This is a genomic window from Brevibacterium yomogidense, from assembly GCF_016107685.1.
Lineage (GTDB): Bacteria > Actinomycetota > Actinomycetes > Actinomycetales > Brevibacteriaceae > Brevibacterium > Brevibacterium yomogidense.
In genome coordinates this window covers 794,883-817,536 of record NZ_JABASY010000001.1, presented here as the reverse complement: position 1 = coordinate 817,536, position 22,654 = coordinate 794,883, and the positions used below count along the sequence as shown (strand labels likewise).

The following is a 22,654-nucleotide window of genomic DNA, read 5'->3' as shown; positions in this document are numbered from 1 at the left end:
GAATCGGCCATGACCGCCCACGTCACCGCAGGCACACCCTCCGGGAGCTCGCCGGACCACGACCGCCGGCACGTCACGAGCCACGCACCGGGGGATGCCGCATCGACGAACGGGGCCGCCCTGACGAACGGGACCGCAGCAGCGACCGAGCCGGCCCTCTTCGCAGACGCGACGGCCCCGGCGGACGCGGAGGTCCCGGCCGGCGCGGCGACGCCGGCGGACGAGCAGGCAACGGCCTCGGCGACCGAGCCGTCACTGCTCACGGATGCCGGTGAACCGCGGCGCGCAGGCGCCCTGCCCACCCGGCGGTCGGTCCGACGGTTCTGGATCGTCGCGGGAACACTCGTGGTGCTCGCTGCAGCCGCCATCTGCGGCGGTCTCGCGTACGACAACCCGATGCCCGTGGGCTCGCGCGGATTCTGGCTCATCGCCCAGATGCGCGCGACGAACGTCGTCGTCGTCATCGTCGTCGCGTTCTGCCAGGCGCTGGCGACCGTCGCCTTCCAAACGGTGACGAACAACCGGATCCTCACCCCGTCGATCATGGGCTTCGAATCGCTCTACAGGCTCGTGCAGACCGCGGCCGTCTTCTTCCTGGGGGCCGCGGGCGTGACAGCGGTCGTCGGCGTGTGGCAGTTCTTCCTCCAGGTCGCCCTCATGGTGGGCTTCGCCGCCGCGCTCTACGGCTGGCTGCTCGCGGGCCGCAACGGGAACCTGCAGGTCACACTGCTGGTGGGCATCGTGATGGGCGGTGGCCTGGGAGCCGCCGCCACCTTCATGCAGCGGCTCCTCACCCCCAGCGAATTCGACATCCTCACCGCCCGCCTCATCGGATCGATCGCGAACGCGGACACCAGCTATCTGGGCTGGGCGATCTGCCTGGCCGCCGTCGCCGGAGTACTCCTGTGGCTGCAGGCCGGACGCCTCAACGTCATGTCCCTGGGCCGCGAGACCGCCGTCAACCTGGGCCTCAACCACCGTCTGCAGACGATCTGCGTGCTGCTCCTCGTGTCGGTCCTCATGGCGGTGTCGACGGCACTCGTCGGACCGATGACGTTCCTGGGCTTCCTCGTCGCGATGCTCGCCTACCAGCTCGCGGACACCTACGACCACCGGCTCGTCTTCCCCATCGCGTGGCTCATCGGCATCGTCGTGCTCGCCGGGTCGCACTTCATCCTCAAGCACGTCTTCTACGCCGAGGGGTCGGTGGGCATCATCATCGAGATCATCGGCGGCACCTTCTTCCTCGTCTACATCCTCCGAAAGGGTCGCCTGTGATCACGCTCAGCACCGTACTGCGGAAGTACACCGCCGAGGTCGCGATCGGACCCGTCGACCTGGAGATCCCGTCCGGCGGCATCACCGCACTCGTGGGCCCCAACGGCGCCGGGAAGTCCACACTGCTCACGATGATCGGCCGCCTCATGGGGATGGACGCCGGCAGCATCACGGTGGGCGGGCTGGACGTCTCGAAGACCCCGTCGAAGGAACTCGCGAAGAGGATCTCCATCCTCCGCCAGGAGAACCACTTCGTCACACGGCTCACCGTCCGGCAGCTCGTGGGCTTCGGACGATTCCCGCATTCCGGCGGGAGACTCACCGTCGAGGACGAACGGGTGATCAGCGAGGCGATCGACTTCCTCCGGCTGGACGACCTGGAGTCCCGGTACCTAGACGAGCTGTCCGGCGGACAGCGCCAGCGCGCGTATGTCGCCATGGTGCTGGCGCAGGACACGGAGTACGTCCTGCTGGACGAGCCCCTCAACAACCTCGACATGCAGCATTCGGTGCAGATGATGAAGCACCTCAAGCGCGCCGCGGAGGAACTGGGCCGGACGATCGTCATCGTCCTCCACGACATCAACTTCGCAGGCCACTACGCGGACCACATCTGCGCGCTCAAGCACGGTGAGGTCGTGGCTTTCGGGACGCCGGAGGAGATCATGGTGCCGGACACCCTGTCCTCGATCTTCAACACCCCGATCGACGTGATCGACGGGCCACGCGGCATCCTCGCCTGCTACTACTGAGGCGGGGAAGCGGCAGCCCGGGAGGCGGGGATGCGGCTGCCCGGGGGCGGAGAGGCGGCAGCCCGGGAGACGGGAGTGCGCGACCGCAGAGCGGTTGCGCCCACTGTCAGATCACCCGTGGGCGAGGAGGAACTCGAAGCGCTCCCGGGTGTCCGCGACGACCGTGAGCTCTGGTGCTGGCGAGGCCGCGGCAGTCGGGGAGGGCACAGCGGCCGGCGAGGCCGCGGCAGCTGATGAGGACGCAGCGGCGGGCGAAGGCGTGGCGGCCGGCGAGTCCTCAGTCACCGCGATCGTCGCACCCGTGTCGTCGCGCAGGAACGCGTCCGCACGCCGGTGGACGAACCGTCCTGCGCACTCCGCGATGTAGGCGCCTCCCGCGAAGTCGTAGACCCCCAGGCCTCGTTCGTAGTAGGCGTTCACACGCCCCTCCGCCGCCATGCACAGATCGATAGCGGCTGAACCGCAGCGTCGGATGTCATCGAACTGCTCCATGACGCTCGCGAGCGCCACGAGCTGCTGATCGCGCCGCCCCTGCGCATAGCCGAACCCCGTTGCCACGACCCGACCCGTCGTCGCCGCGGACTCGCCTGTGAGCTCGCGGAGCGGTGTGTGCGGGTCCGTGAGCGCCGCCAATGACGCGCTCCACGCCGACCCGCTGCGTGCGAACCAGACGCGGTCCAGCAGCGGTGCGGCCACGAGCCCCGCGACCCAGCCGTCGTCCGGTGATGCAGCGTCTGCCGCCTGCTCGCGGACTCCCACGGAGAAGCAGAAGTGCTCGATACCGCGCACGAAGTTCACGGTGCCGTCGATCGGGTCGACGTGCCACTCGAAGGTGCCCTCCAGCTCCGGCACGGCAGCCGCGGCCGCAGGCGCGTCCGCGGTTGCGGCCGATCGGGACAGGATGTCCTCCAGCGCCGCCCCGTCCGGGTGGTCCGACAGCGAGCGCGCTGCGGCTCCTTCTTCACCGACGACGGTGTCCTGAGGGCGCCGGAGGAGCAGACGGTGGAGCACCAGCGCCTCGATCTCCGCATCTGCGGCCGTCACGAGGTCGTTCCGACCGTCCTTCGACCCGATCGAGGTCGCACTGAGCGCGTCAGCCCACGCGACCATCCGATGCGACGCGATGACAGCGGCCTCGCGAGCCGCATCGAGGAGTGGGTCCTGGAAGAGGTGGTTCACGCTCTCATCGTCGCACACGCGGCCTTTGCGCACACGACGATGCGCCGGCCCCCGGGGTGGGGGCCGGCGCTCTTCCCCGATGTGCTGCGGTGCCCGTGCCTTACAGGCCGGGCGATGAGGGGGCGGGCCCTCCGCCTCCCGCGACGCTGCCGCCCGCGGAGCTCTGCTCCTCTTCGCCGACAGCCGCCGCGATGGCGCCGGCCGGAGCACCGTTGGACTGCTCGGGCTTCGCCTGCTGCTCACGCTGGAGGGCGTTGTTGTGTCGACGTACGATCTCTTGGACTGCCTGCGAAGAGGTGCCAACGGCCTCCGCGATGGATGCGTAGGTCACTCCGCTCTCGCGAGCTTCGACGACCGCGGTGACGTACGTGCTGTTGATCTTCAAGCGTTGCCGCGCGATCCTCCGGACCGCAGTCAGCATTGACTTCTGCTCTGCGCTGAGAGTGCGAGTCCTTCTCGCCATGTGAATCGACCTCGTGGTGGCCTGCCGTCGGGGCTTGCCGGTAGTGCGTCGGTCCTGGTGGTCGACCAGCCGAGAAGCGGTTGCTTCGATTCTCGCCGAAGCGGCTTCTACAGCCATCGTAATACGTGCGTCCAGTCGACTTCGCGCAGTCCCGGGAGACCGGGCGAAATAGTCCAAATCTGTTACGTGGTCGTGACGTTCACGGCCGTCTGCGAACACTTTCGCGAAGCTTTACGTATACTGTGCCGCCGCAGCGGCCGCGCCCTCCCGTTCTCGGCCCTCGGGCCACCCGCACTCCGAGGCATGCCCCGTCCGCGCGGTCGGGTGACGGGATCCCGCTGCGACTCCCCTCCATGTGGGACGATGGGCCACGGATCCACCACATGCTCCCCTGCACCGACGCACGGGAGCCCGGACCCCCACGCGCGGTCCGCACACCACGTCGAAAGGAGTCACCGTGAACGGTGCAGACTCTCTCCTCGCCTCACTCGAGCACAACGGCGTCACCACGTGCTTCGCCAACCCCGGGACCTCGGAGATGCACTTCGTCGCAGCTCTGGACGAGACTCCCGCCGTGCGCGGCGTGCTCGGCCTGTTCGAGGGCGCGGTCACGGGTGCCGCCGACGGCTACGCCCGGATGTCCGACCAGCCAGCCGCCACGCTCCTGCACCTGGGTCCGGGGCTCGCCAACGGACTGTCGAACCTGCACAACGCGCTGCGTGCCCACTCGCCCGTCGTCAACGTGATCGGCGATCACGCAAGCTACCACCGCGATCTTGATGCGCCGCTCACCAGCGACATCGAGGGCACGGCCCGCCCGTTCTCCCACTGGGTGCGCACCTCGGTCGACGAGCACGCGCTCGCGCACGATGTGGCGGACGCCGTGACGGTCGCCCGTCGTGGCCAGGTCGCCTCGCTCGTCCTCCCGGCGGACGCCGCGTGGAACGAGCTGCCGGCCGCCGTCTCCCCGCCCACCGCGCAGCCGTCGCCACTGCCCGTGGTCGACGAACTCGCCGCCGAGGCCGCAGCCCGGGCCCTCGCGGACGCGGGCACCCGCGGCGCGATCCTCATGGGCGGACGCACGCCGCGGGAGGACGCCCTCGAAGCCGCCGGCCGCATCGCCGCGGCGACCGGCGCCTCGGTCCTCACATCGACGTTCTCGCCGCGGGTGACGCGAGGCGCGGGACGCTTCGTCGCGACGAAGGTGCCGTACGCGGTCGATGCGGCGCAGGAGCTGTTCGCGCAGTTCGACACGATCGTGCTCGTCGGCGCGGAACCTCCCGTCGCGTTCTTCGCGTACCCCACGAAGCGCAGCACCCTGTATCTGCCGGGCACACGGTTCGTCGACCTCGCTCCGGAGACTCCGCGGGCGGACATCCCGCTGAACGCCGTCTTCGACGCCCTCCCAGAGGCCGTGCGTGCCAAGGGCGCGTCCGCGGCGCTCGCGGACCTGTCGCTGCCGCAGCGTCCCACCGGGACGATCACAGCGGAGAAGCTCGGAGTCTTCATCGCGGAGGCGATCCCTGAGAACGCGATCGTCGTCGACGAGTCGATCACGACCGGGTGGAACTTCAACAAGGCGACCACCGGTGCGCGGCCGCACGACTGGATCAACGTGACGGGCGGGTCGATCGGCTGGGCGCTTCCCGTCGCCACGGGCGCCGCGATCGCCTGCCCCGATCGCAAGGTCGTCACCTTCGAATCCGACGGGTCCGGCATGTACATGCCGCAGACCCTCTGGACGCAGGCACGCGAGGGAGTCGACGTCGTCACCCTCGTGCTCGCCAACCGCAAGTACCAGATCCTGCGGAACGAGATGTCGAACGTGGGCGTCGACGTGGTGGGCGAGACCGCCGCGAAGCTGCTCGACATCGACCGCCCCACGATCGACTGGGTGTCGCTCTCGCGCGGGTTCGGGGTTCCGGCGGAACGTGCAGAGACAATGGAGGAGCTTGGCGCCGCCTACGACCGCGCACTCGCGGCCGACGGACCGGCTCTCATCGAAGTCGTGCTGTAAGCCAGCCGCTCCCGACCCGACCAAGCGCGGGTGGGGACCGACCACCGAGTGAGTGCGATTCGGCCACAAACCACTCCCGACAGGCCGATTACCACTCACTCGCAGGGCGACTCGACCTCACGTCCGCACGAGCGTTGCCACCCAACGTCGAGTGAGTGCGATTCGGCCCCGAATCGCCCGTTTCGTGGCCGAATCGCACTCACTCGCAGTCATGCTCCTCGTGAGGATGCCGCGTCGCGTCTCGCCGGCCTCCATACCGGTCGGCACCCATGCACCGACCAATCAACCCGCACGCGCGTCCGTCAGTACGGGCGCGGAAAGCGAAGGGTTTCCGCTCGGTGCGCCGCGAACCTCTCGACCAGGACACTGATGAGTCCCGCGAGCGCGCTGGTCTTCGTCACACGTTCGACGAACCACCCTGCGGATCGGAATGCGACCGCTCGTTCGATGTCCATGTCCATCTGCGGTCGATGCGTACCGTGGTGCGTGCCTTCGTATTCGATCGCAGTCCGGATGTCCTCGTAGAGGAGATCGGGGACGAGGTACCGCTGGAGGTCCTCGATCCACACCTGAGCGCCTACGGACGGTTCAGGAAAGCCCCACTCCACCAGGTCGAGCCGCAGCTCTGTCTCCTTCGGCGAGCCGACACCGGGGCGCGCTCGTTGCAGTGTGCTGCGAAACTTCCTCGCCCCGCGTCGGCCCGGACATGCCTTCAGGTGCTGGTCGAGCTGGTCGAGGCTGACCGGCGATCCGCGCCACGGGCCGATCACGCTTTCGACCGCGGCGATGAGATCACGCTCCGTGAGGAGCGCCGCAAGCTGCATCAGCGTCTGGCAGTAGCCGGTGACCGCCACCCCACCGACCTGCACAGGAGGTTCCGTAAGCGCACCACGATGGCCGACGACACCTCCGATCTGCACCGCGCTCGTACGAGCGCTGACGACATGGATGGGCATGCGCTCTCCCCGGAACCGCGCAGGCAGGGGGATCCCGAGCAATTCCGCCGCTGTCGCGTGCGAGCCGACCGCATCGGGGCGACGCGCCTGCACCGCAGCCAAACGTGATCGCGAGGCGAACCAGTCGGATTCGGCCCAGCCCGGATGCTCCACCGTCCCTCTCAAACCCGTGGACATCCGCACGCCGTAAAGAGGAGACAGGAGGTTGTCCCCCGCAAGCGCCCGCGCTCGTGTGAAGCCGGCAGCTTCGGCCTCATCCAGGCTGAAGACGAGGGGGACCTCGGACCGTGCGACCCCCTTCCGCGTGTATGCGGGTAATTCTGGGGAGCGCGACACGAGAGGCTCGCTGTCGGAATGGTCCTGGTAGGTCGACGGGCGGCGCCGGTTTCGGGGCTTCCGCTGGTGAGTCATGGCGACAGTCTGCGCCGACAGGACGCCCCCTGGCGGTGACTGCTGATCGCTGTGGATTCTCGGGTCGTCGCCAGTAGCGTCTGTGACCTCTCGTCAGCACACCTGAACGTCGGGCGTGGAATGGGACTTCGCGGAGTTGCGGGCCACAGCACGGAAGGACGGCGTTCCCCACCGACACGCGAGGACTCAGAGGGACAAGATCGCACAGCTTTCACTCGCGCGAGGATCTCGCACGATCGAGTGAGTGTGATTCGGCCCCGTTGTCGACGCATTGAGGCCGAATCGGACTCACTCGATGATGGGTCGGCGACGCATGGAAGAGGAAGTCACAGAGCTGGGTGCGACACGCATCGTGCGTCGCAGTGCGTCGCACCCAGCTCTGGCAGTCAAGCTCTGTGTGCCACAGCCCTGTGAGTCAAGGACTGTGAGTCACTGCAGCATGAGGCCGATGAGCCGAAAGGCGGTCCGGAGTCTCAACGGACGGGGTCCTGTCCGCCGAGTCTCAACGGACGGGGCCCTGTCCGCCGAGTCTCAACGGACGAAGCCGTGTCCGCCGAGTGTCAGCGGACGGGGCCCACCGTCCACTTCGGCAGTTCGTGGCCTGTCCATGCCGGCGGTTCGTCCTCGCCGGACTCCTCGTCCCGCTCCGCGTCGTCGGCCGTCGGGTGCACACGGCCCTGCGCGTGGTGGACCGGCGAGTAGATGGAGTACAGACGCAGCGGCTCCGTGCCCGTGTTGATGACGTCGTGCCAGACACCGGCCGGCACCTGGATCGACCAGTCGTCGGACACATCCTGCTGGAAGTTCAGCTGGTCCGCAGCGGGGCCCATGACGCACCGACCCTCACCGGCTTCGATCCGGAGGAACTGGTCGTTCTCGTCGTGCACCTCCAGGCCGACGGATTCGCCCACCGGGATCGACATGAGCGTCACCTGCATGTACCGCCCCGTCCACACGACGGTGCGGTAGTGGGAGTTCTCCACGGTCGCCGTTTCGATGTTGAAGGCGTTCGGGTTGGGTCCGTTGTCGATCATGTCCATTGCGCGCTCATCCTCCCTGTCGATGCGTCGGGGCTCCGCGGGTGATCGCTGAAGCACGGACGACAGTCTCGTACACCCCAGCCTAGTCGCCCGTCCCCGTCGTCGACAGGGAGGTCTGCATATCCTCACCCACCGTTCCCGCACCGCGGCGGCGCACCGAACCCACAGGTCAGACGGCGGCGTCCAGGCCGTTCCGCGGCTGCGGTCCGGCGGGTGCGAGACCGCGGGTCACACGGCGGCGTCCAGGCCCCTCGTGCGCAGCCTCTCCCGTTGGTTCGGGTTGGCGGAGGGACGGAACGGCATCTCGACGACCTCGGCGGCGACGGGTGTGCCGGGTGCGTCCGCGTAGTCGTCCGGCAGCCACACCCAGAGTTCGGTGCCGAGCGCGGTGTCCCGCAGCGGCACGTAGCCCATCGCGATGTTGGCCCCGAGCTCCGGTGAGTACCAGGGCGAGGTGACGTACCCGACCGGCTCCCCGTGCTGCTGCTCGCTGATGAGCCAGAAGTCCGGCGCGTAGTCGTCGACGGGTCGTCCGCCCAGCTTCATGCCCACGAGCTGCATCGCATACGGCGGCCTGCCGTCCTCGAGTGCATTGCGCGCGGCTTCCAGCGCGGCCTTCCCGATGTACTCGCCCTCCTTCTTCCGCGGCACCTGGTAGCCGAGGTTCACTTGGAACGGCAGGGTCTCCGCATCCATGTCCTGGCCCCACGACAGGATCCCCGCCGCGATCCGGCGGTGGTGCGCAGGGGCGACGACCCGCAGGTTGTGTGCGGCCCCCACCTCGAGGATCGCGTTCCACAGGGTCTCCGCGTGCAGGGTGGAGTCCTTGAGGTAGATCTCGTACCCCTTCTCCCCGGAGAACCCCGTCTGCGAGATGACGACCGCGCAGCCGCGGATCGTCGTGCTCATGAGCCCGTAGCTGGAGACGTCCGCGACGTCCGGTCCCACGAGGTCGATCATGAGGTCGATCGACTTGGGACCCTGGATCTGCACGGGCGACACGTCGATCTCCGCGATGTCGACGTCGAAGCGCCACCCCACGTTCACTCCCTGGAGCCAGAGCATGAGGTCGGAGTCCGACAGGCTGAACCAGAATTCGTCGTCTGCGACCCGCAGCAGCACGGGGTCGTTGAGGATCCCGCCCGCCTCGTTGCAGAGGATGACGTAGCGGGCCCTCATGACGGGGATCTTCGTCGCGTCACGGGTGATGACCCGGTCGACGAAGGCTTCCGCGTCCGGCCCCTTCACTCGGATCTGCCGTTCGACAGCGACGTTCCACAGGGTCACGTCGTTGACGAGCGAGTCGTACTCGACCATCATCCCGCCGGCTTCGGGGCGGACGTATCCGCGGGGGTGGTACATGCGGTTGTAGACCGACGCCCGCCAGCATCCCTGCTGCATGGACAGGGCCCAGTACGGTGACTTGCGGACGCGGGTGTCGATGAGCATCTCCACCGGAGTGGGTCCGGACTGGCGGAGGTTGATGGGGACCAGGCGGTCTCTCTGATCGATGGACGGAACGTTGAAGTTCATGGCTTTCTCCTCATCTCTGAGTTCTGCCCTCCGGAACTCCTATCCTGCATCCCGGGTCTCCATTGTAAGATTCGCACCATACCGACAACAAGGGACGATTCCTGCATGGAACACCACGGGTTTTCCGCATGGACAGGGCGAGTCCGGCAGAGGGGACAATGGAGTACCCGGCGAAAGGGCCCGACGATGACGACCGACGACAGCACGAGATCCGCGTCCGGCACGTCCTCGAGCCTGGCCGACCTCGTCCGCACTGCCCGGCTGGAGGTGCTCCCCACTCCGTCCATCACCGATGCGGTGCGCACCCATGCCCCTCGACACCGCACCGTCACGGTCACCGCGTCGGAGAGTCTGGGGCTCGAGCGCACGCTCGACGTCGCCTGCGATCTGCGCGCCGACGGTCGCCGGACGGTCCCGCACCTCGCCGCCCGCATGGTGGCCGGGCGCGCGCACCTCGAGGACATCGTCGCGCGCCTGTCGGAGGCGGGGGTGGATGCGCTGTTCGTCCCCGGCGGTGATGCCACCCCCTGTCCGGGTGCGTACTCGTCCTCGCTCCAGCTCCTGGAGGACCTCGCGCAGCTGGACCATCCGTTCCGCACCGTCGGCGTCGCCGCCTATCCGGAATCGCACCCCACGATCCCCGACGCCGAGGTCGTCCGCGCCCTCACCGCCAAGGTCCCCTTCGCGACGGAGATGGTGAGCAACCTCTGCTTCGACCCGGACACCATGAGCGCCTGGATCGGGGACGTGCGCGGACGCGGCACCGCACTTCCGCTGTGGCTAGGGGTGCCGGGACGCGTCGACGCCGCGCGGCTGGCACGGGTGAGCGCACGCATCGGGGTGGGTCAGTCGCTGCGCTTCCTCAAGGGCAAAGTGGGGACGATCGCCCGCCTCCTCACCCCCGGCGGCTACGACACGCAGAAGCTCCTCGTGCGGATGCAGGAATCGCTGGAGGATCCGGTGTCGCAGGTGACGGGCCTCCACGTGTACACGTTCAACGAGATCGAGAAGACGGAGGCGTGGCTCTGCGGCGCGCTCGGGTGAGCCACAGCCCACCCGAGCAGACAGGCGAGAAGTCAGCCGGCCTGGGCGGGGAGCCGCGCCAGCCCGCGGGACAGCAGGGTCGCCTCACTCACCAGCATCCTGCCGAACTCCTCGATGTGCGGGGTGAGCCGCACGGCGGGACCGGAGATGCCGATCGCGGCGAGCACCGCGCCGCCCTCCCCTCGCACGGGCGCTGCGACCGCGTCCAGCCCCAGCTCGAAGTCGCCGTGGGTGATCGCGTAGCCGCGGTTGCGGATGAGGTCCGCCTCCTCCGCGAGCGTCTGCTCCGAGAGAATGACGCCGTCCGAGCATCGCGTGAGTGATCCTGCGGGCAGTGCGAGGGGCCCGAAGGCACACAGCACCTTGCCGAGCGCCGAGCAGTGGGTGGGCACATCGATGTCGACCCAGTTCGCTGCCCCCAGCACGTACCGCGAATCGACCTGGGCGGCGTGGACGACGCGGTCCCCGCTCGGCAGGCCCAGGTTCACGGTCTCCCCCGTCTTCTCCCCGATCCGCTCGAGCGTCGGAGCGGCAGCCGCAGACAGGGCCTCGGTCCTGTCGAACCGTGCGGCATAGGCCGCGAAGAGGGACCCGCCACGGTAGCGGCCGTCCGCCATCCGTTCGAGCAGCGCGTTGTCGTGGAGGGAGGCGAGCAGACGGGAGACCGTCGAGCGCGCCATCCCGGAGTGGTCGACGACCTCCGTGAAGGACACCGGCTGCGGGGCGTTGATGACGAACGACAGGAGCGTCGCCGCCCGGTCGATCGACTGCGTGCCCTGACTCATCGGCCTCCTTCTGCGAACTGGGGTGCCGTCCCCCACATGGTGTGGCCCACATACTACCGAGGTGCCGGCCCCCGGGGGACGGGACCGGCACCTCGGCGGTGGTGTGCTGCTCGACGGGAACGGCACCTGGGTGACGGGGTGCTGGCTCGACCGGACCGGCACCTCGGCGGCGGGGGTGCCGCTCAGCCCCTCACGCGGCGAAGGGGAAGGGAGCCTTCTTCGTCGCCCGGTCGATCATGAACCGCTGGTAGGCCTCGACGGTGAAGGAGTCGGGCAGCTCGTCGCCCAGCGCACCCCACCGCAGCAGCTCCGCGGAATCGCAGAAGTGGTCGAGCGGGTTGCGGGAGGTGATCGCGAGCTCCTCCGCGACGTAGCGGTCCACCAGGGCGGTGGTGAGCACGCGGCCGTTGTCCATCTTCACGCCGCGGCGGATCCACTGCCAGATCTGGGCGCGGGAGATCTCCACGCTGGACACGTCCTCGACGAGGTGGTCCACCTTGAGCGCGCCCTTCCCGGACAGCCAGGCGTTGAGGTAGGCGATGCAGGCGCGGATGTTCGTCCGCACGCCCTCCTCGCTCACGTGCTCGCGCAGGTCCTCCGGGGTGGGAAGCCCCTCGCGCGACAGGAGATCCGCGGACGTGATGCGCCCGTTCTCCCCCGAACCGCCCGTCTGCGGGATGCGGTCGATCTGGTGGTCGGCCTCGCCCAGCACCTCCTCGAACGCCTCGCGGGCGACCGGGATGAGCGTCGGGTGGGCCACCCAGGTGCCGTCGAAGCCCTGTGCGGCCTCGCGCTCCTTGTCATCGCGCACACCCTGCTGGGCCGCGGCGGTGAGCTCCGGGTCCTCGCGGTCCGGGAACGCCGTCGCCATGCCTCCCAGCGCATGGATGCCACGGCGGTGGCTCACATCGATGATGCGCTGCGCGTAGTGCGTGAGGAACGGCAGCTCCATCGTGATCTCCTTGCGGTCGGGCAGGAGGAACGACGAATCGTGCCGGAACGCCTTCGTCATCGAGAAGATGAAGTCCCAGCGGCCCGCGTGCAGGCCGGCGCAGTGGTCGCGCAGCTCCCAGACGATCTCCTCCATCTCGATCGCCGCGCCCAACGACTCGATGAGTACCGTCGCCCGCAGCGTGCCCGGGTCGATCCCCATGAGCTCCTGCGCGCGGACGAACAGGCGGTTCCACCAGCGCGCCTCCGCGGCGCTCTCCACCTTCGGGACGCAGAAGTAGATGCCGCTGCCGCGAGCCACCAGCTCCTCGACGTTGTGGAAGAAGTACAGACCGAAGTCCACGAGCGACGCCGACGCCTGGGTCTCCGCACCGTTCCGGTCCACGTACCGCAGGTGCGCCTCCGGCATGTGGATCCCGCGCGGGCGGACCACGATCGTGGGCTGGGCGGCCGTGCTGCGGCGGCTGGACCGCTGCTCGTAGTACTTGCCCACCCGCGTCACGTGCTTGAGGCGGTTCCGCACCGCCGCACGCAGGTTCACCTGGCCGAGCACCACGTTGGACCACGTGGGCGACATGGCGTCCTCGAAGTCCGCCAGCCACGAATCGGCGTCGGAGTTGAGCGCGTTCACCGCGGTGCGACCGTCGGGTGCGCCCGTGATCTCGACGCGGCGGCGGGACAGGCCCGGCGCGCCGTCGTGGCCGATCGCCCGCCAGGACGAGTCCTCACGGATGTGGCGGGTGTCCTCACGGTGAGCGGGCAGGTCGCCCCGGGCGATCGCGTCATTGCGCGGGCCGCGCTGCGTGAGCAGCGTGCGGCGCTCCGTGAGGAACTCCGTGTGCAGCGCGGCGAGGAAGTCGAGCGCGTCATGGGTGAGGACGGTGTCGAACGTGGGCTCCATGGGACCGGTGACGACCATGCGGCCGCCGGCGGTCCGAGCGGACGGGGACGGGTGCAACTCCTGCAGGGAGGAGGCCGAGTGGGAGGACATGGAAGCTCCTGAGCGTGTCGTGTGCGTGTCGTAGGACGGGAAAGTGGTGAGCGGTGCGGGGGTGTCTGCGGGCCCGGTGGGACCGGCGGGGGCGGGTGGGCCCGGGGCGGCGGGTGGGCCGAACGGGAGGGTGGGCCGAACGGGCTGGTCCGGTGGGACCGGCGGGCCGATGAGAGGTGCGTCGGCGGGGTGCGTCGGCGGGGTGCGTCGGCGGGGTGCGTCGGCGGGGTGCGTCGGCGGGGTGCGTCGGCGGGGTGCGTCGGCGGGGTGCGTCGGCGGGGTGCGTCGGCGAAGGTGGAGCGGGAGATGAAATCGGCCGCCCCGGTGCAGGGAAACCCCAGAAACCCTGCACCGGAACGGCCGATCCGCGTTCCCCGATACCGTCGGCCGGCTCAGCCGACGTGATCAGGTAGGTGAGATCCAGCGGCGTGGTGGCCGGGACCTCGGCTGCGGGCTCAGTTGCTGAACTGAGCGGCTTCGGTGGAATCCTTGAGCGCAGTGGTCGAGGATTCGGGGTTGACGGCGGTCGAGACGAGGTCGAAGTATCCGGTGCCGACCTCGCGCTGGTGGCGAGTCGCGGTGTAGCCGCGGTCCTCGGCGGCGAACTCCTTCTCCTGCAGCTCGACGTACGCCTTCATCTGCTCGCGGGCGTAGCCGTGGGCCAGATCGAACATCGAGTAGTTGAGGGAGTGGAAGCCGGCCAGCGTGATGAACTGGAACTTGAAGCCCATCGCACCCAGCTCGCGCTGGAACTTCGCGATCGTCGCATCGTCCAGGTGCTTCTTCCAGTTGAACGACGGCGAGCAGTTGTAGGCGAGCATCTGGTCCGGGTACTCCGCGTGGACGGCCTCCGCGAACTGCTTCGCGACCTCGAGGTCCGGCGTGGACGTCTCCATCCACAGCAGATCCGAGTACGGCGCGAACGCCAGCGCACGGTCGATGCAGGGCTCGATGCCGTTCGTGATCTTGTAGAAGCCCTCTGCGGTGCGCTCACCGGTGACGTACTTCTGGTCGCGCGGGTCGATGTCCGAGGTCATGAGGGTCGCGGCCTCGGCGTCCGTCCGAGCGATGACGAGCGTGTTGACGTTCTCGACGTCTGCCGCGAGGCGTGCCGCGTTGAGCGTGCGGATGTGCTGCGACGTGGGGACGAGCACCTTGCCGCCCAGGTGGCCGCACTTCTTCTCCGAACCCAGCTGGTCCTCGAAGTGCACGCCCGCCGCACCGGCGTTGATCATGCCGCGCATCAGCTCGTAGACGTTGGCGGTGCCGCCGAAGCCCGCCTCCGCATCCGCGACGATCGGTGCCAGCCAGTCCTCGACCTTGAGATCGCCTTCGGAGCGCTCGATCTGGTCGGCACGCATGAGGGCGTTGTTGATGCGACGGACGACGGCCGGCACGGAGTTCGCCGGGTAGATCGACTGGTCCGGGTACGTCTGACCCGCGAGGTTCGCATCCGCCGCGACCTGCCAGCCGGAGAGGTAGATCGCCTTGAGGCCGGCCTTCACCTGCTGCACGGCCTGGTTGCCGGTGAGGGCGCCCAGCGAGTTGACGAAGTCCTCGGAGTGGAGGAGGTCCCACAGGCGGTCCGCGCCGTGGCGGGCCAGCGTGTGCTCCTCGATGAGGGAACCACGGAGCTTGACGACGTCCTCGGCGGTGTAGTCGCGAGCGACGCCTGCCCAGCGGGGGTTGGTCGCCCAGTCGCGCTGGATGGCCTGTGCGTCGTGGATGTCCTTCTGCGTCATCGTGTGTCTCTCCTTCAGGGGTTCACCGCTGCATCTTCGTGTGGCGGTCCGTGCTGCGTTGTGACATCCAGTCTTCCGGAGCGCAACGGCCGAGGGGAGACTTTTTGCGATGAAGTTTCGCCACTTTTCTGCAGGAGTGAAGATTTGCGCTTCTTTCACAAAATGGCTCCGATCTGTCAGAGTGGTGACATGGTGATCACGACTCGCGTGCGACGGGCGACAGAGGATTCCGACGAGGCCCGCGGACAGCCCACCGCGGACGCCCTGAGCATCGGACGGCGCATCCGCCACTTCCGGACGGAGGCCGGCCTCACGCTGGGCGAACTGGGTGAGCGCATCGGTCGCGCACCCTCGCAGATCTCCGTCCTGGAGAACGGGAAGCGGGAGCCCGCACTGGGACAGCTGCGCGACCTCGCGACCGCGCTGGGCGTCACAACGGATGACCTGCTGGATCCGTCGCCGGTGGACGCTCGCCAGGCCCTCGAACTCGAGGTCGAGCGGAACCAGATGTCGCCCCTCTACACCTCGCTGCACCTGCCCCACGTCAAGGTGAAGTCGCTGCCGCAGGACGCGCTCGAAGCGATCGCAGGCCTGCAGCGCCAGCTCACGACGATGGTGCGGCGCCGCGCCGCGACCCCCGAGGAAGCCAGGCGCGTCAACCGGACCCTGCGCGAGCAGATGCGCACGCAGGGCAACCACTTCCCGGAGCTGGAGAAGGTCGCGCGTGACGTGCTCACACGGATCGGCTACGACGGCGGCCCCCTGTCGCAGCGCCAGACCGCCGGGATCGCTGACCATCTGGGGTACTCGCTCCACTACGTATCCGACCTGCCGTCAACCACCCGTGCGGTCGCGGACACGAAGAACAAGCGCCTGTACCTGTCGCACGACGACGTGACGGGACACGACCCGCGGTCCCACCTCCTCACCGCCCTGGCCTCCCACATCCTGGGTCATTCCGCGCCTGCGGACTACGAGGAGTTCCTCACCCAGCGGGTCGAGGCGAACTACCTCGCGGCGGCGCTCATGCTGCCCGAATCAGAGGCGGCCCCGTTGCTCCAGCGCGCGAAGAAGAATCGCGAGATTTCCGTTGAGGGGCTGCGGGACGTGTTCGGAGTCTCGTATGAGACGGCGGCGCACCGATTCACGAACCTTGCGACGGCCCACCTGGGGCTGCCCGTGCACTTCATGAAAGTGCATTCTTCTGGAACGGTGCACAAGGCCTACTCGAACGACGGGCTCCCGTTCCCCACGGATCCGCTGGGTGCGATCGAGGGGCAATACGCCTGCAAGAGATTCACCTCGCGCACCGTGCACCGCGTCGCAGACAGGTTCAGCCCGTACTTCCAGTACACGGACACCCCCAACGGGACCTACTGGTGCACCGCCCGCGTGCTGCCGGGCGGCGACTTCTCCGTGAGCGTGGGCGTTCCCTTCGCACACGTGGGGTGGTTCGAAGGGCGCGAGACGACGAAGCGGTCGGCCTCCCACTGCCCGGACCCCGCGTGCTGCCGGCAGGCACCGGACGACCTCGCACAGAAGTGGGAGGGCGCCAGCTGGCCCTCGGCACGCACGCACGCGTCCCTGCTGGCAGCCGTGCCGCCCGGAGTCTTCCCCGGCGTCGACACGACCGAGGTCTACACGTTCCTCGAGAGGCACTCCTCCGACGAGGAGTGAGTCAGAGCCAGCCAGATTCGCCTGCGGACAACCAGCCGATGGCATTCACGTTTCGGCCGTTCGAGACCGCGACGGACAAGATGTTCGCCAGATACCGGTCTTCCGACACTTCAAGGGGTTCACCAGCGGCGCTGCGGCTCACCCGGAGATGCCGCAGCAGAGGCCGCCCGCGAGCCACACCCAGAAGAGCAGCATCCTGCTGCCCGCAGACCGTTGCGGAAAAGACATGATCAGCACCTGCGAACACGATGTCATGGACATCGGCGAGTTCCCGCGTGACCGACTCCAGGTCCGGGGGCATGGACTCGACGAGAATCCCCAGTCGTTCCGGATAGCTGGTCCGCTCCACCATCACTCGCTCTCCGTCCAAGCTGCGAACACGCAGAACACGCAGAACACGACTACGCGGATCGACCTTGATCGCGCTGCCCGTCTCTTCCCCCGCGATCTGCCACTGCTGTTCGACGACACGACCACCGGGCTGACGGCCGTGGGCAGTCGCCCACTGCGCGAAGCTGCGGAATTCCTCCTGCGTGGACGCGGGACGCGGGATGCGAAGAACTGTCTTCCGTGCACCGCGCCTACCGCTCAGCGTTCCGTCCGAGACAAGCAGGCGGAGCGCTTCACGAACCGTGCCCGGCGACACTTCGAACGATTTCGCAAGCGAAGCCTCTGAAGCCAGGAAGTCTCCGACCTTCAGCTCGCCATTCCTGATCTCGTTCCGGACCTGATCCGCAATTCTCTCGTAGCGCGCCACTGACGCAGACGCCCCCCGCCCGTCCGTTCCGTTCCCCATCACCCTCGTCCTTCCTGCGGTGCAGACCAGGCACTTCACGTGCTCACAGCACCGACGACGCCCCCTTCGATGATCTAACGCTATCCCTACTCACCGCGCTCTCATCTGAAGTTCACCGTAGCGTTCCCTCACGCCCCTCTGCTAGACATGTTCACTAGTGAACTGTAGTGAATATCCATAACCTCACTAGTTACTTTTCTTGGCAGAGAGCTTTTTCGGCCCTATGGTGAAGATGGTTCGACTTCCACACGCTGCCGCGCAAACTGCTGTGCGGGGCGCACACTGAAAGGCGTACAGAATCATGTTGAAGCACACACGGGCGCTGACCGCGGCCCTCACCATCGGAGCATTCGCGGCGGTATCCGCCTGCGGAGGCGGAAGCGCAGAATCCGACGAGTCCGCCCATTGGCGGGCCGCCACGTCCGCGGAAGAGGGCGGTGGCATGGATGCGCTCATCGAAGCGGCACAGGCCGAAGGCACGCTCAATGTGATGGGCCTCTACGAGGATTGGGCGAACTACGGAGTCCTGCTCGAGACCTTCTCCGACAAGTACGGCATCGCGGTGGAGAACGACACGTCGACCGGCGCGAGCCAGGACCTCATCAACGCAGTGAAGAACCGGCAAGGGCAGGAGACCTCACTCGACTACCTCGACACCGGCGAGTCGTTCGCCGTCGACGCGGATGCAGAGGGTCTCCTCGCCGAGTACTACCCGGAGACAGCTGACGACCTGCCCGCAGAGATGAAGGCGGAGACCGGCACCTGGTACAACCACCTGGGCGGCACCATGGCCATCGGTTGCGACACAACCACGATCGACACATGCCCGGAATCCTTCGAGGACCTCCTCGAGGAGGAGTACCACGGGAAGGTCGCGCTCACAGGCAACCCCACGACCGGTGAAACGCCCTTCATGGCAGTCTTCGCGGCGTCGCTGGCGAACGGAGGCTCGCTCGACGACATCTCGCCCGGCGTCGACTACTTCGCAGAGCTGTCTGACAGTGGAAACCTGGTCCCTGCAGAGGCCGATGCAGGCACTGTGGAGACCGGTGAAACGCCCATCGTCGTGAACTGGGACTACCTGCTCCTTCAGTGGGCGGACGACCTCGCCGACGGCGGGGTCGAACTCGAGACGAACGTTCCCTCCGATGGCACCGTCTCGTCCTTCTACGCCGCCTCCGTGAATGACGACGCCCCGCATCCGGCCGTCGCGCGCCTCTGGCAGGAGTTCGTCTTCAGCGACGAAGGACAGAACATCCTTCTTGCCGGTTACGTCCAGCCGGGTCGTCTCGATGCCATGATCGAGGCAGGCACAGTCGACGAAGAAGCCCTCTCCGCCCTCCCTGAGGAAGCGACAGACGACGTTCCGCAGCCCACTCAGGAACAGCGCGAGTCCCAGCAGGCAGTCCTCGCCGAGAACTGGGCCAAGGCGGTCGGATGACCGCGGTCGGCCACCCGGTGGCCCCGACTCCCGGTACACCTGCGCTGCCAACAGGTCCCGCTGATCGCAGCCGGCGAGGGCGCACGCCCTCGCCGGCCTGGGCGGCGCTCACCCCACTCGCCATTGTTCTCACCCTCTTCTTCGCAATCCCGGTAGTCGGCATGACGATCACGTCGCTCGCGGTGCCAGGTGAGGCAAGAGGGTCCACTGCGTTCGGGTGGGACAACTTCGCGGCACTCGGATCGGGCTCCCGCTCTCTTGCACTGCAGAACAGCCTCTTCCTGTCGTCCGCTTCTGCCACTGTCGCCGCTGTCTTCGGCGGAATCTGCGCCTGGGCGATATCGACCATCAAGTCGAAGACCGTGGATGCTGTCACGGCGGTCATCTCCAGTGTTCTCGCGAACGACGGAGGAGTCCCTCTCGCCTTCGCATTCGTCGTCGCAGTGGGCAACACCGGGTACTTCATCGCACTCATCACCGCGGTCGACCCGTCCTTCACGCTGTACAGCACGAAGGGCCTCATCTTGATGTACCAGTACTTCCTCATCCCGACGATGATTCTGTTGACCCTGCCCAGCTTCACCGCGCTCCGCCAGCAGTGGCGCGAAGCGAACACCTCACTGGGAGGAACGACCTTCACGTTCTGGCGCCGCGTCGGTTTTCCGGTCATCATGCCTGCCCTTCTGGGAGCCTGGATCCTCATGTTCGGTTCTGCCTTCGGCACACACGCGTCCGCAGCGGTACTCATCGGAACCGGCGCGCTTCCGCTCATCCCTCTCGAGATCGCCGGTCAGCTGGCCGGCTCCGCCGCGACCGGAGGCGAAGGAGTAGCAATGGCTCTGGGCGTGACGACCGGTGTGGTCGCGGTGATCGTCCTCATCGCCTTCAACGCACTCACGCGCCGTACGGCTCGGTGGTTGGAATCATGACGTTCACATCCCGCACAGACACCGTCACGCGCGTCCTCGCGTGGTTGCCGATCGTCGCGCTCGCGATCTTCATCGTCACCCCACAGCTCAGTTCGCTCGCGTATTCGTTCTTCCGCTCCGACGGCAGTTTCACGACATCCGGGCTCACGGGGCTCGCCGACTCGGGCGCCATCGTCGCTCCTCTGACACGCAGCCTCATCGTCGCTGCGCTCACGGTCGTCGTCCTCGTCGGTTCACTCGTGCCAGCCGTCGTGGCAGTCCATCTGTGGGCACCACGGCTTCGGCCGGTCCTCAGCATCTTGTGCACCCTTCCACTGGTGATTCCTGCGATCGCGATCGTGGCGGGCCTGTCTGCCGTACTCCGTGAGCTCGCTTCACAGGGACGGGGCAGTCTGGGCATGCAGATCAGCATGACTCTCCAATCGCAGGACCTCCCCCTTGTCCTCGTGGGCACATACGCGGTTCTCTGCCTGCCGTTCACCTACCGCTCGATCGACGCGGGACTCTCGACCCTGCCTCTTCGCACGCTCTACGAGTCCTCCGCGGTCTTGGGAGCGAGCACCTTCACGACGCTGCGACGCGTAGTCGTACCCAACATCGCCGGATCGGTCATGTTCTCAGCGTTCTACACATTCGCGCTGTCCATCGCGGAGTACACGGTCGCCGCAACACTGTCGATCAACATGCTGCCCGTGTATCTGAACACGCTCTCCAGCACGAACTTCCGCGGATCGATCACGCTGTCCGTGCTTCTCAACCTCACCACATGGCTGCTTCTGGCCTCTGCCACTGTCAGTGCATCGCGCTTCGGCAGGAAGACGTCGGCCGCCTCTCGGAAGGAAGGATCAATCCGATGAGCACGCATACTCCACAATCGACTTCAGCACCGCAATCGGCGACCGGCCATGAGCCGATGTCCGTCCACTTCTCACATATCCATAAGTCGTACGGGCCCACCAAAGTGCTCACCGACCTTTCCATGGACATCGAAGCCGGGTCGATGGTGAGCCTTCTGGGTCCATCGGGCTGCGGGAAGACAACGACTCTTCGAATCCTCGCAGGCTTCGAACCGATCGACAGCGGTGACGTCCTCGTCGGCGGCCGCTCAGTGATGGGCCTGCCGCCCAACAAGCGCGACATGGGGATGGTGTTCCAGAGCTACAGCCTCTTCCCCAACCTCGATGTAAGCGACAACATCGAATATGGACTCCGCATCCGACGCGTCGACAGATCCGCACGACAGTCGCGCACCGAAGAGCTGCTGGAGGTGTGTGGGCTCGCCGGGATGGGAAGCCGCTACCCACATCAGCTGTCAGGTGGCCAACAGCAACGGGTCGCCTTGGCCCGTGCTCTCGCGACACGTCCCAAGGTCCTCCTCCTGGACGAGCCCCTATCAGCACTCGACGCCGCAGTTCGCTCGACACTCCGCGATGAGATCCGCCGCGTCCAGCAGGCGCTGGGCACGACCACCGTCTTCATCACTCACGACCAGGGAGAAGCCCTGGCGATAGCGGACCGGGTCGCCGTCATGAATGCGGGCGGAATCGAGCAATACGCGCGCCCGGATGAGATCTACACGCGCCCGGCAACACCCTTCGTCGCGCGTTTCGTCGGCACCATCAACGAATTCGCTGTTCCCAGTGACTGGAGCTTCCAGCATCCACTGCCCGTCGATGACCACGGAGAGGACATCGTCTTCATTCGGCCTGAGAATCTCTCTGTCGAACCGTCCGACGAAGGCCGTCTGGAAGTGAAACGACAGACGTACACCGGTGAACGAACGATGGTGTGGCTGGGACGGCCGGGCGATGACGAGACCGAATGGGCGGCGTCACTGTCATCCGCGGACGCCGCGAGTATTCCAGCGGGGTCCCGCGTGCGAGCCCTCGTGACCGACGAACCCTCCATGCGGCTGTCGCGCACCGAAGCAGGTGGACGATGGACGTGAGATCCTTCGCCGGGGTCATATTCGACTGCGATGGTGTGCTCGTCGACTCGGAGCAGCCATGGATCGCGCTCATGGAGCACTACCTGACTGCCATGGGGATGCACGACGCTGAAGGGATCACTGCGGAGTCGCTGCGAGGGATGACAGCGGCTGAAGCCGTCACGGCACTCGCTAGGGCGCAGATCGAACTCGCGCTCGACTCAACCGGTTCGCGCTCGGGGCCGCCCACAGTTGCTGAAGTGGATGCCGCCTACAGCGAAGCGCTCGAGGGTCTCGCCGCGCCCATGCCAGGCTCCGTCGACGTCGTTCGCGCGCTGTCCGGGGGGATCCCGATCGGGGTGGCGAGCAACGGGCGTCGCCATGATGTACGAGGACTGCTGAAACGGGTCGGGCTGCTGAACCTCTTCGACACGATCGTGACGATCGACGACGTCGACCACGGGAAGCCTGCACCGGACGCGTATCTCCTTGCCGCGTCGCGGCTGGGCCTCGACCCACACGACGTCGTCGTGTTCGAGGATTCAACACCTGGTGCGTCCGCCGGAAGGGCCGCAGGTTGCACCGTGATCGGCGTGAACGCGCACGCCGGGGCGGCACTTCCCTCACATAAGAATCTGCGGACGCTGGCCGATCTGGAGTATTCCCTCGAGAGCAAGGAGTCGGGAGACGACAGCGCGCAGCTGAGGGTATGCGGACCGTGGGACTCCTAGGCCCTGAGAGC

At 67.3% G+C, this 22,654-nt stretch carries 19 protein-coding genes; 10 read left to right on the top strand and 9 right to left on the bottom strand.

Features of this window, described 5'->3' with window-relative positions; translation table 11 throughout:
• Nucleotides 1-9: 9 nt before the first annotated feature.
• Both JFC09_RS03455 and JFC09_RS03450 read left to right on the top strand, forming a co-directional pair.
• On the top strand, nucleotides 10-1,278 hold the full coding sequence (locus JFC09_RS03455) for an iron chelate uptake ABC transporter family permease subunit (RefSeq protein ID WP_232483033.1): 1,269 nt from the start codon (nucleotides 10-12) through the stop codon (nucleotides 1,276-1,278).
• Entirely contained in the window at nucleotides 1,275-2,030 is a 756-nt protein-coding gene (locus JFC09_RS03450) for an iron ABC transporter ATP-binding protein (RefSeq protein WP_198392549.1), read from the top strand. Before JFC09_RS03455 ends, JFC09_RS03450 begins: the two co-directional genes overlap by 4 nt.
• Nucleotides 2,031-2,141: 111 nt before the next feature.
• Here JFC09_RS03450 and JFC09_RS03445 read toward each other — a convergent pair whose 3' ends face one another.
• Nucleotides 2,142-3,209: an inositol monophosphatase family protein gene (locus tag JFC09_RS03445; RefSeq protein WP_198392548.1), complete on the bottom strand. Its 1,068-nt coding sequence runs from the start codon at nucleotides 3,207-3,209 to the stop codon at nucleotides 2,142-2,144.
• Nucleotides 3,210-3,309: 100 nt separating this feature from the next.
• Nucleotides 3,310-3,594 carry a hypothetical protein gene (locus JFC09_RS03440; RefSeq protein WP_198392547.1) on the bottom strand — a complete coding sequence of 95 codons (285 nt, stop codon included), beginning with the start codon at nucleotides 3,592-3,594 and terminating at the stop codon, nucleotides 3,310-3,312.
• A gap of 535 nt (nucleotides 3,595-4,129) precedes the next feature.
• On the opposite strand from JFC09_RS03440, the gene JFC09_RS03435 reads away from it, so the two are divergent.
• The gene (locus tag JFC09_RS03435; RefSeq protein ID WP_198392546.1) at nucleotides 4,130-5,689 is read left to right on the top strand and encodes an acetolactate synthase large subunit; all 1,560 of its coding nucleotides are present in this window, start codon (nucleotides 4,130-4,132) and stop codon (nucleotides 5,687-5,689) included.
• 302 nt (nucleotides 5,690-5,991) lie between these two features.
• Here the strand turns inward: JFC09_RS03435 and JFC09_RS03430 are convergent, their stop codons facing one another.
• The 3 genes from JFC09_RS03430 to JFC09_RS03420 form a co-directional block, all read right to left on the bottom strand.
• Nucleotides 5,992-7,056 carry a hypothetical protein gene (locus tag JFC09_RS03430; protein ID WP_198392545.1) on the bottom strand — a complete coding sequence of 355 codons (1,065 nt, stop codon included), beginning with the start codon at nucleotides 7,054-7,056 and terminating at the stop codon, nucleotides 5,992-5,994.
• 560 nt (nucleotides 7,057-7,616) lie between these two features.
• On the bottom strand, nucleotides 7,617-8,096 hold the full coding sequence (locus JFC09_RS03425; protein WP_198392544.1) for a cupin domain-containing protein: 480 nt from the start codon (nucleotides 8,094-8,096) through the stop codon (nucleotides 7,617-7,619).
• Between the two features lie 228 nt (nucleotides 8,097-8,324).
• Nucleotides 8,325-9,629: a glycine cleavage T C-terminal barrel domain-containing protein gene (locus JFC09_RS03420; RefSeq protein ID WP_198392543.1), complete on the bottom strand. Its 1,305-nt coding sequence runs from the start codon at nucleotides 9,627-9,629 to the stop codon at nucleotides 8,325-8,327.
• A gap of 186 nt (nucleotides 9,630-9,815) precedes the next feature.
• Here JFC09_RS03420 and JFC09_RS03415 point away from each other — a divergent pair, with 186 nt between their 5' ends.
• Nucleotides 9,816-10,673, top strand: coding sequence for a methylenetetrahydrofolate reductase (locus JFC09_RS03415; RefSeq protein WP_198392542.1), 858 nt, complete (start codon nucleotides 9,816-9,818; stop codon nucleotides 10,671-10,673).
• Nucleotides 10,674-10,705: 32 nt separating this feature from the next.
• Here the strand turns inward: JFC09_RS03415 and JFC09_RS03410 are convergent, their stop codons facing one another.
• The 3 genes from JFC09_RS03410 to aceA all read right to left on the bottom strand — a co-directional run bounded on the left by JFC09_RS03410 (nucleotide 10,706) and on the right by aceA (nucleotide 15,142).
• Nucleotides 10,706-11,458: an IclR family transcriptional regulator gene (locus tag JFC09_RS03410; protein WP_198392541.1), complete on the bottom strand. Its 753-nt coding sequence runs from the start codon at nucleotides 11,456-11,458 to the stop codon at nucleotides 10,706-10,708.
• A gap of 190 nt (nucleotides 11,459-11,648) precedes the next feature.
• The gene (locus JFC09_RS03405; RefSeq protein WP_198392540.1) at nucleotides 11,649-13,400 is read right to left on the bottom strand and encodes a malate synthase; all 1,752 of its coding nucleotides are present in this window, start codon (nucleotides 13,398-13,400) and stop codon (nucleotides 11,649-11,651) included.
• 455 nt (nucleotides 13,401-13,855) lie between these two features.
• The gene (gene aceA, locus JFC09_RS03400) at nucleotides 13,856-15,142 is read right to left on the bottom strand and encodes an isocitrate lyase (RefSeq protein ID WP_198392539.1); all 1,287 of its coding nucleotides are present in this window, start codon (nucleotides 15,140-15,142) and stop codon (nucleotides 13,856-13,858) included.
• A gap of 189 nt (nucleotides 15,143-15,331) precedes the next feature.
• Between aceA and JFC09_RS03395 the strand changes: the two genes are divergently transcribed.
• The gene (locus JFC09_RS03395) at nucleotides 15,332-16,819 is read left to right on the top strand and encodes a helix-turn-helix transcriptional regulator (protein WP_198392538.1); all 1,488 of its coding nucleotides are present in this window, start codon (nucleotides 15,332-15,334) and stop codon (nucleotides 16,817-16,819) included.
• A 1-nt stretch (nucleotide 16,820) separates the two neighbouring features.
• Here the strand turns inward: JFC09_RS03395 and JFC09_RS03390 are convergent, their stop codons facing one another.
• On the bottom strand, nucleotides 16,821-17,576 hold the full coding sequence (locus JFC09_RS03390; protein WP_198392537.1) for a GntR family transcriptional regulator: 756 nt from the start codon (nucleotides 17,574-17,576) through the stop codon (nucleotides 16,821-16,823).
• Between the two features lie 340 nt (nucleotides 17,577-17,916).
• On the opposite strand from JFC09_RS03390, the gene JFC09_RS03385 reads away from it, so the two are divergent.
• The 5 genes from JFC09_RS03385 (at nucleotide 17,917) to JFC09_RS03365 (ending at nucleotide 22,643) form a co-directional block, all read left to right on the top strand.
• Nucleotides 17,917-19,056, top strand: a complete 1,140-nt coding sequence (locus tag JFC09_RS03385) for an ABC transporter substrate-binding protein (protein WP_198392536.1) — start codon at nucleotides 17,917-17,919, stop codon at nucleotides 19,054-19,056.
• A 161-nt stretch (nucleotides 19,057-19,217) separates the two neighbouring features.
• Nucleotides 19,218-19,985 (top strand): ABC transporter permease, encoded by a 768-nt coding sequence (locus JFC09_RS03380; RefSeq protein ID WP_198392535.1) that lies wholly within the window; start codon nucleotides 19,218-19,220, stop codon nucleotides 19,983-19,985.
• Nucleotides 19,982-20,842 carry an ABC transporter permease gene (locus JFC09_RS03375; RefSeq protein ID WP_198392534.1) on the top strand — a complete coding sequence of 287 codons (861 nt, stop codon included), beginning with the start codon at nucleotides 19,982-19,984 and terminating at the stop codon, nucleotides 20,840-20,842. Before JFC09_RS03380 ends, JFC09_RS03375 begins: the two co-directional genes overlap by 4 nt.
• Nucleotides 20,839-21,933: an ABC transporter ATP-binding protein gene (locus JFC09_RS03370; protein WP_198392533.1), complete on the top strand. Its 1,095-nt coding sequence runs from the start codon at nucleotides 20,839-20,841 to the stop codon at nucleotides 21,931-21,933. The genes JFC09_RS03375 and JFC09_RS03370 overlap by 4 nt, the downstream gene beginning before the upstream one ends.
• A complete protein-coding gene (locus JFC09_RS03365) occupies nucleotides 21,924-22,643 on the top strand; it encodes an HAD family hydrolase (RefSeq protein WP_198392532.1) in 720 nt (239 codons plus the stop codon). Before JFC09_RS03370 ends, JFC09_RS03365 begins: the two co-directional genes overlap by 10 nt.
• Nucleotides 22,644-22,654: the final 11 nt, after the last annotated feature.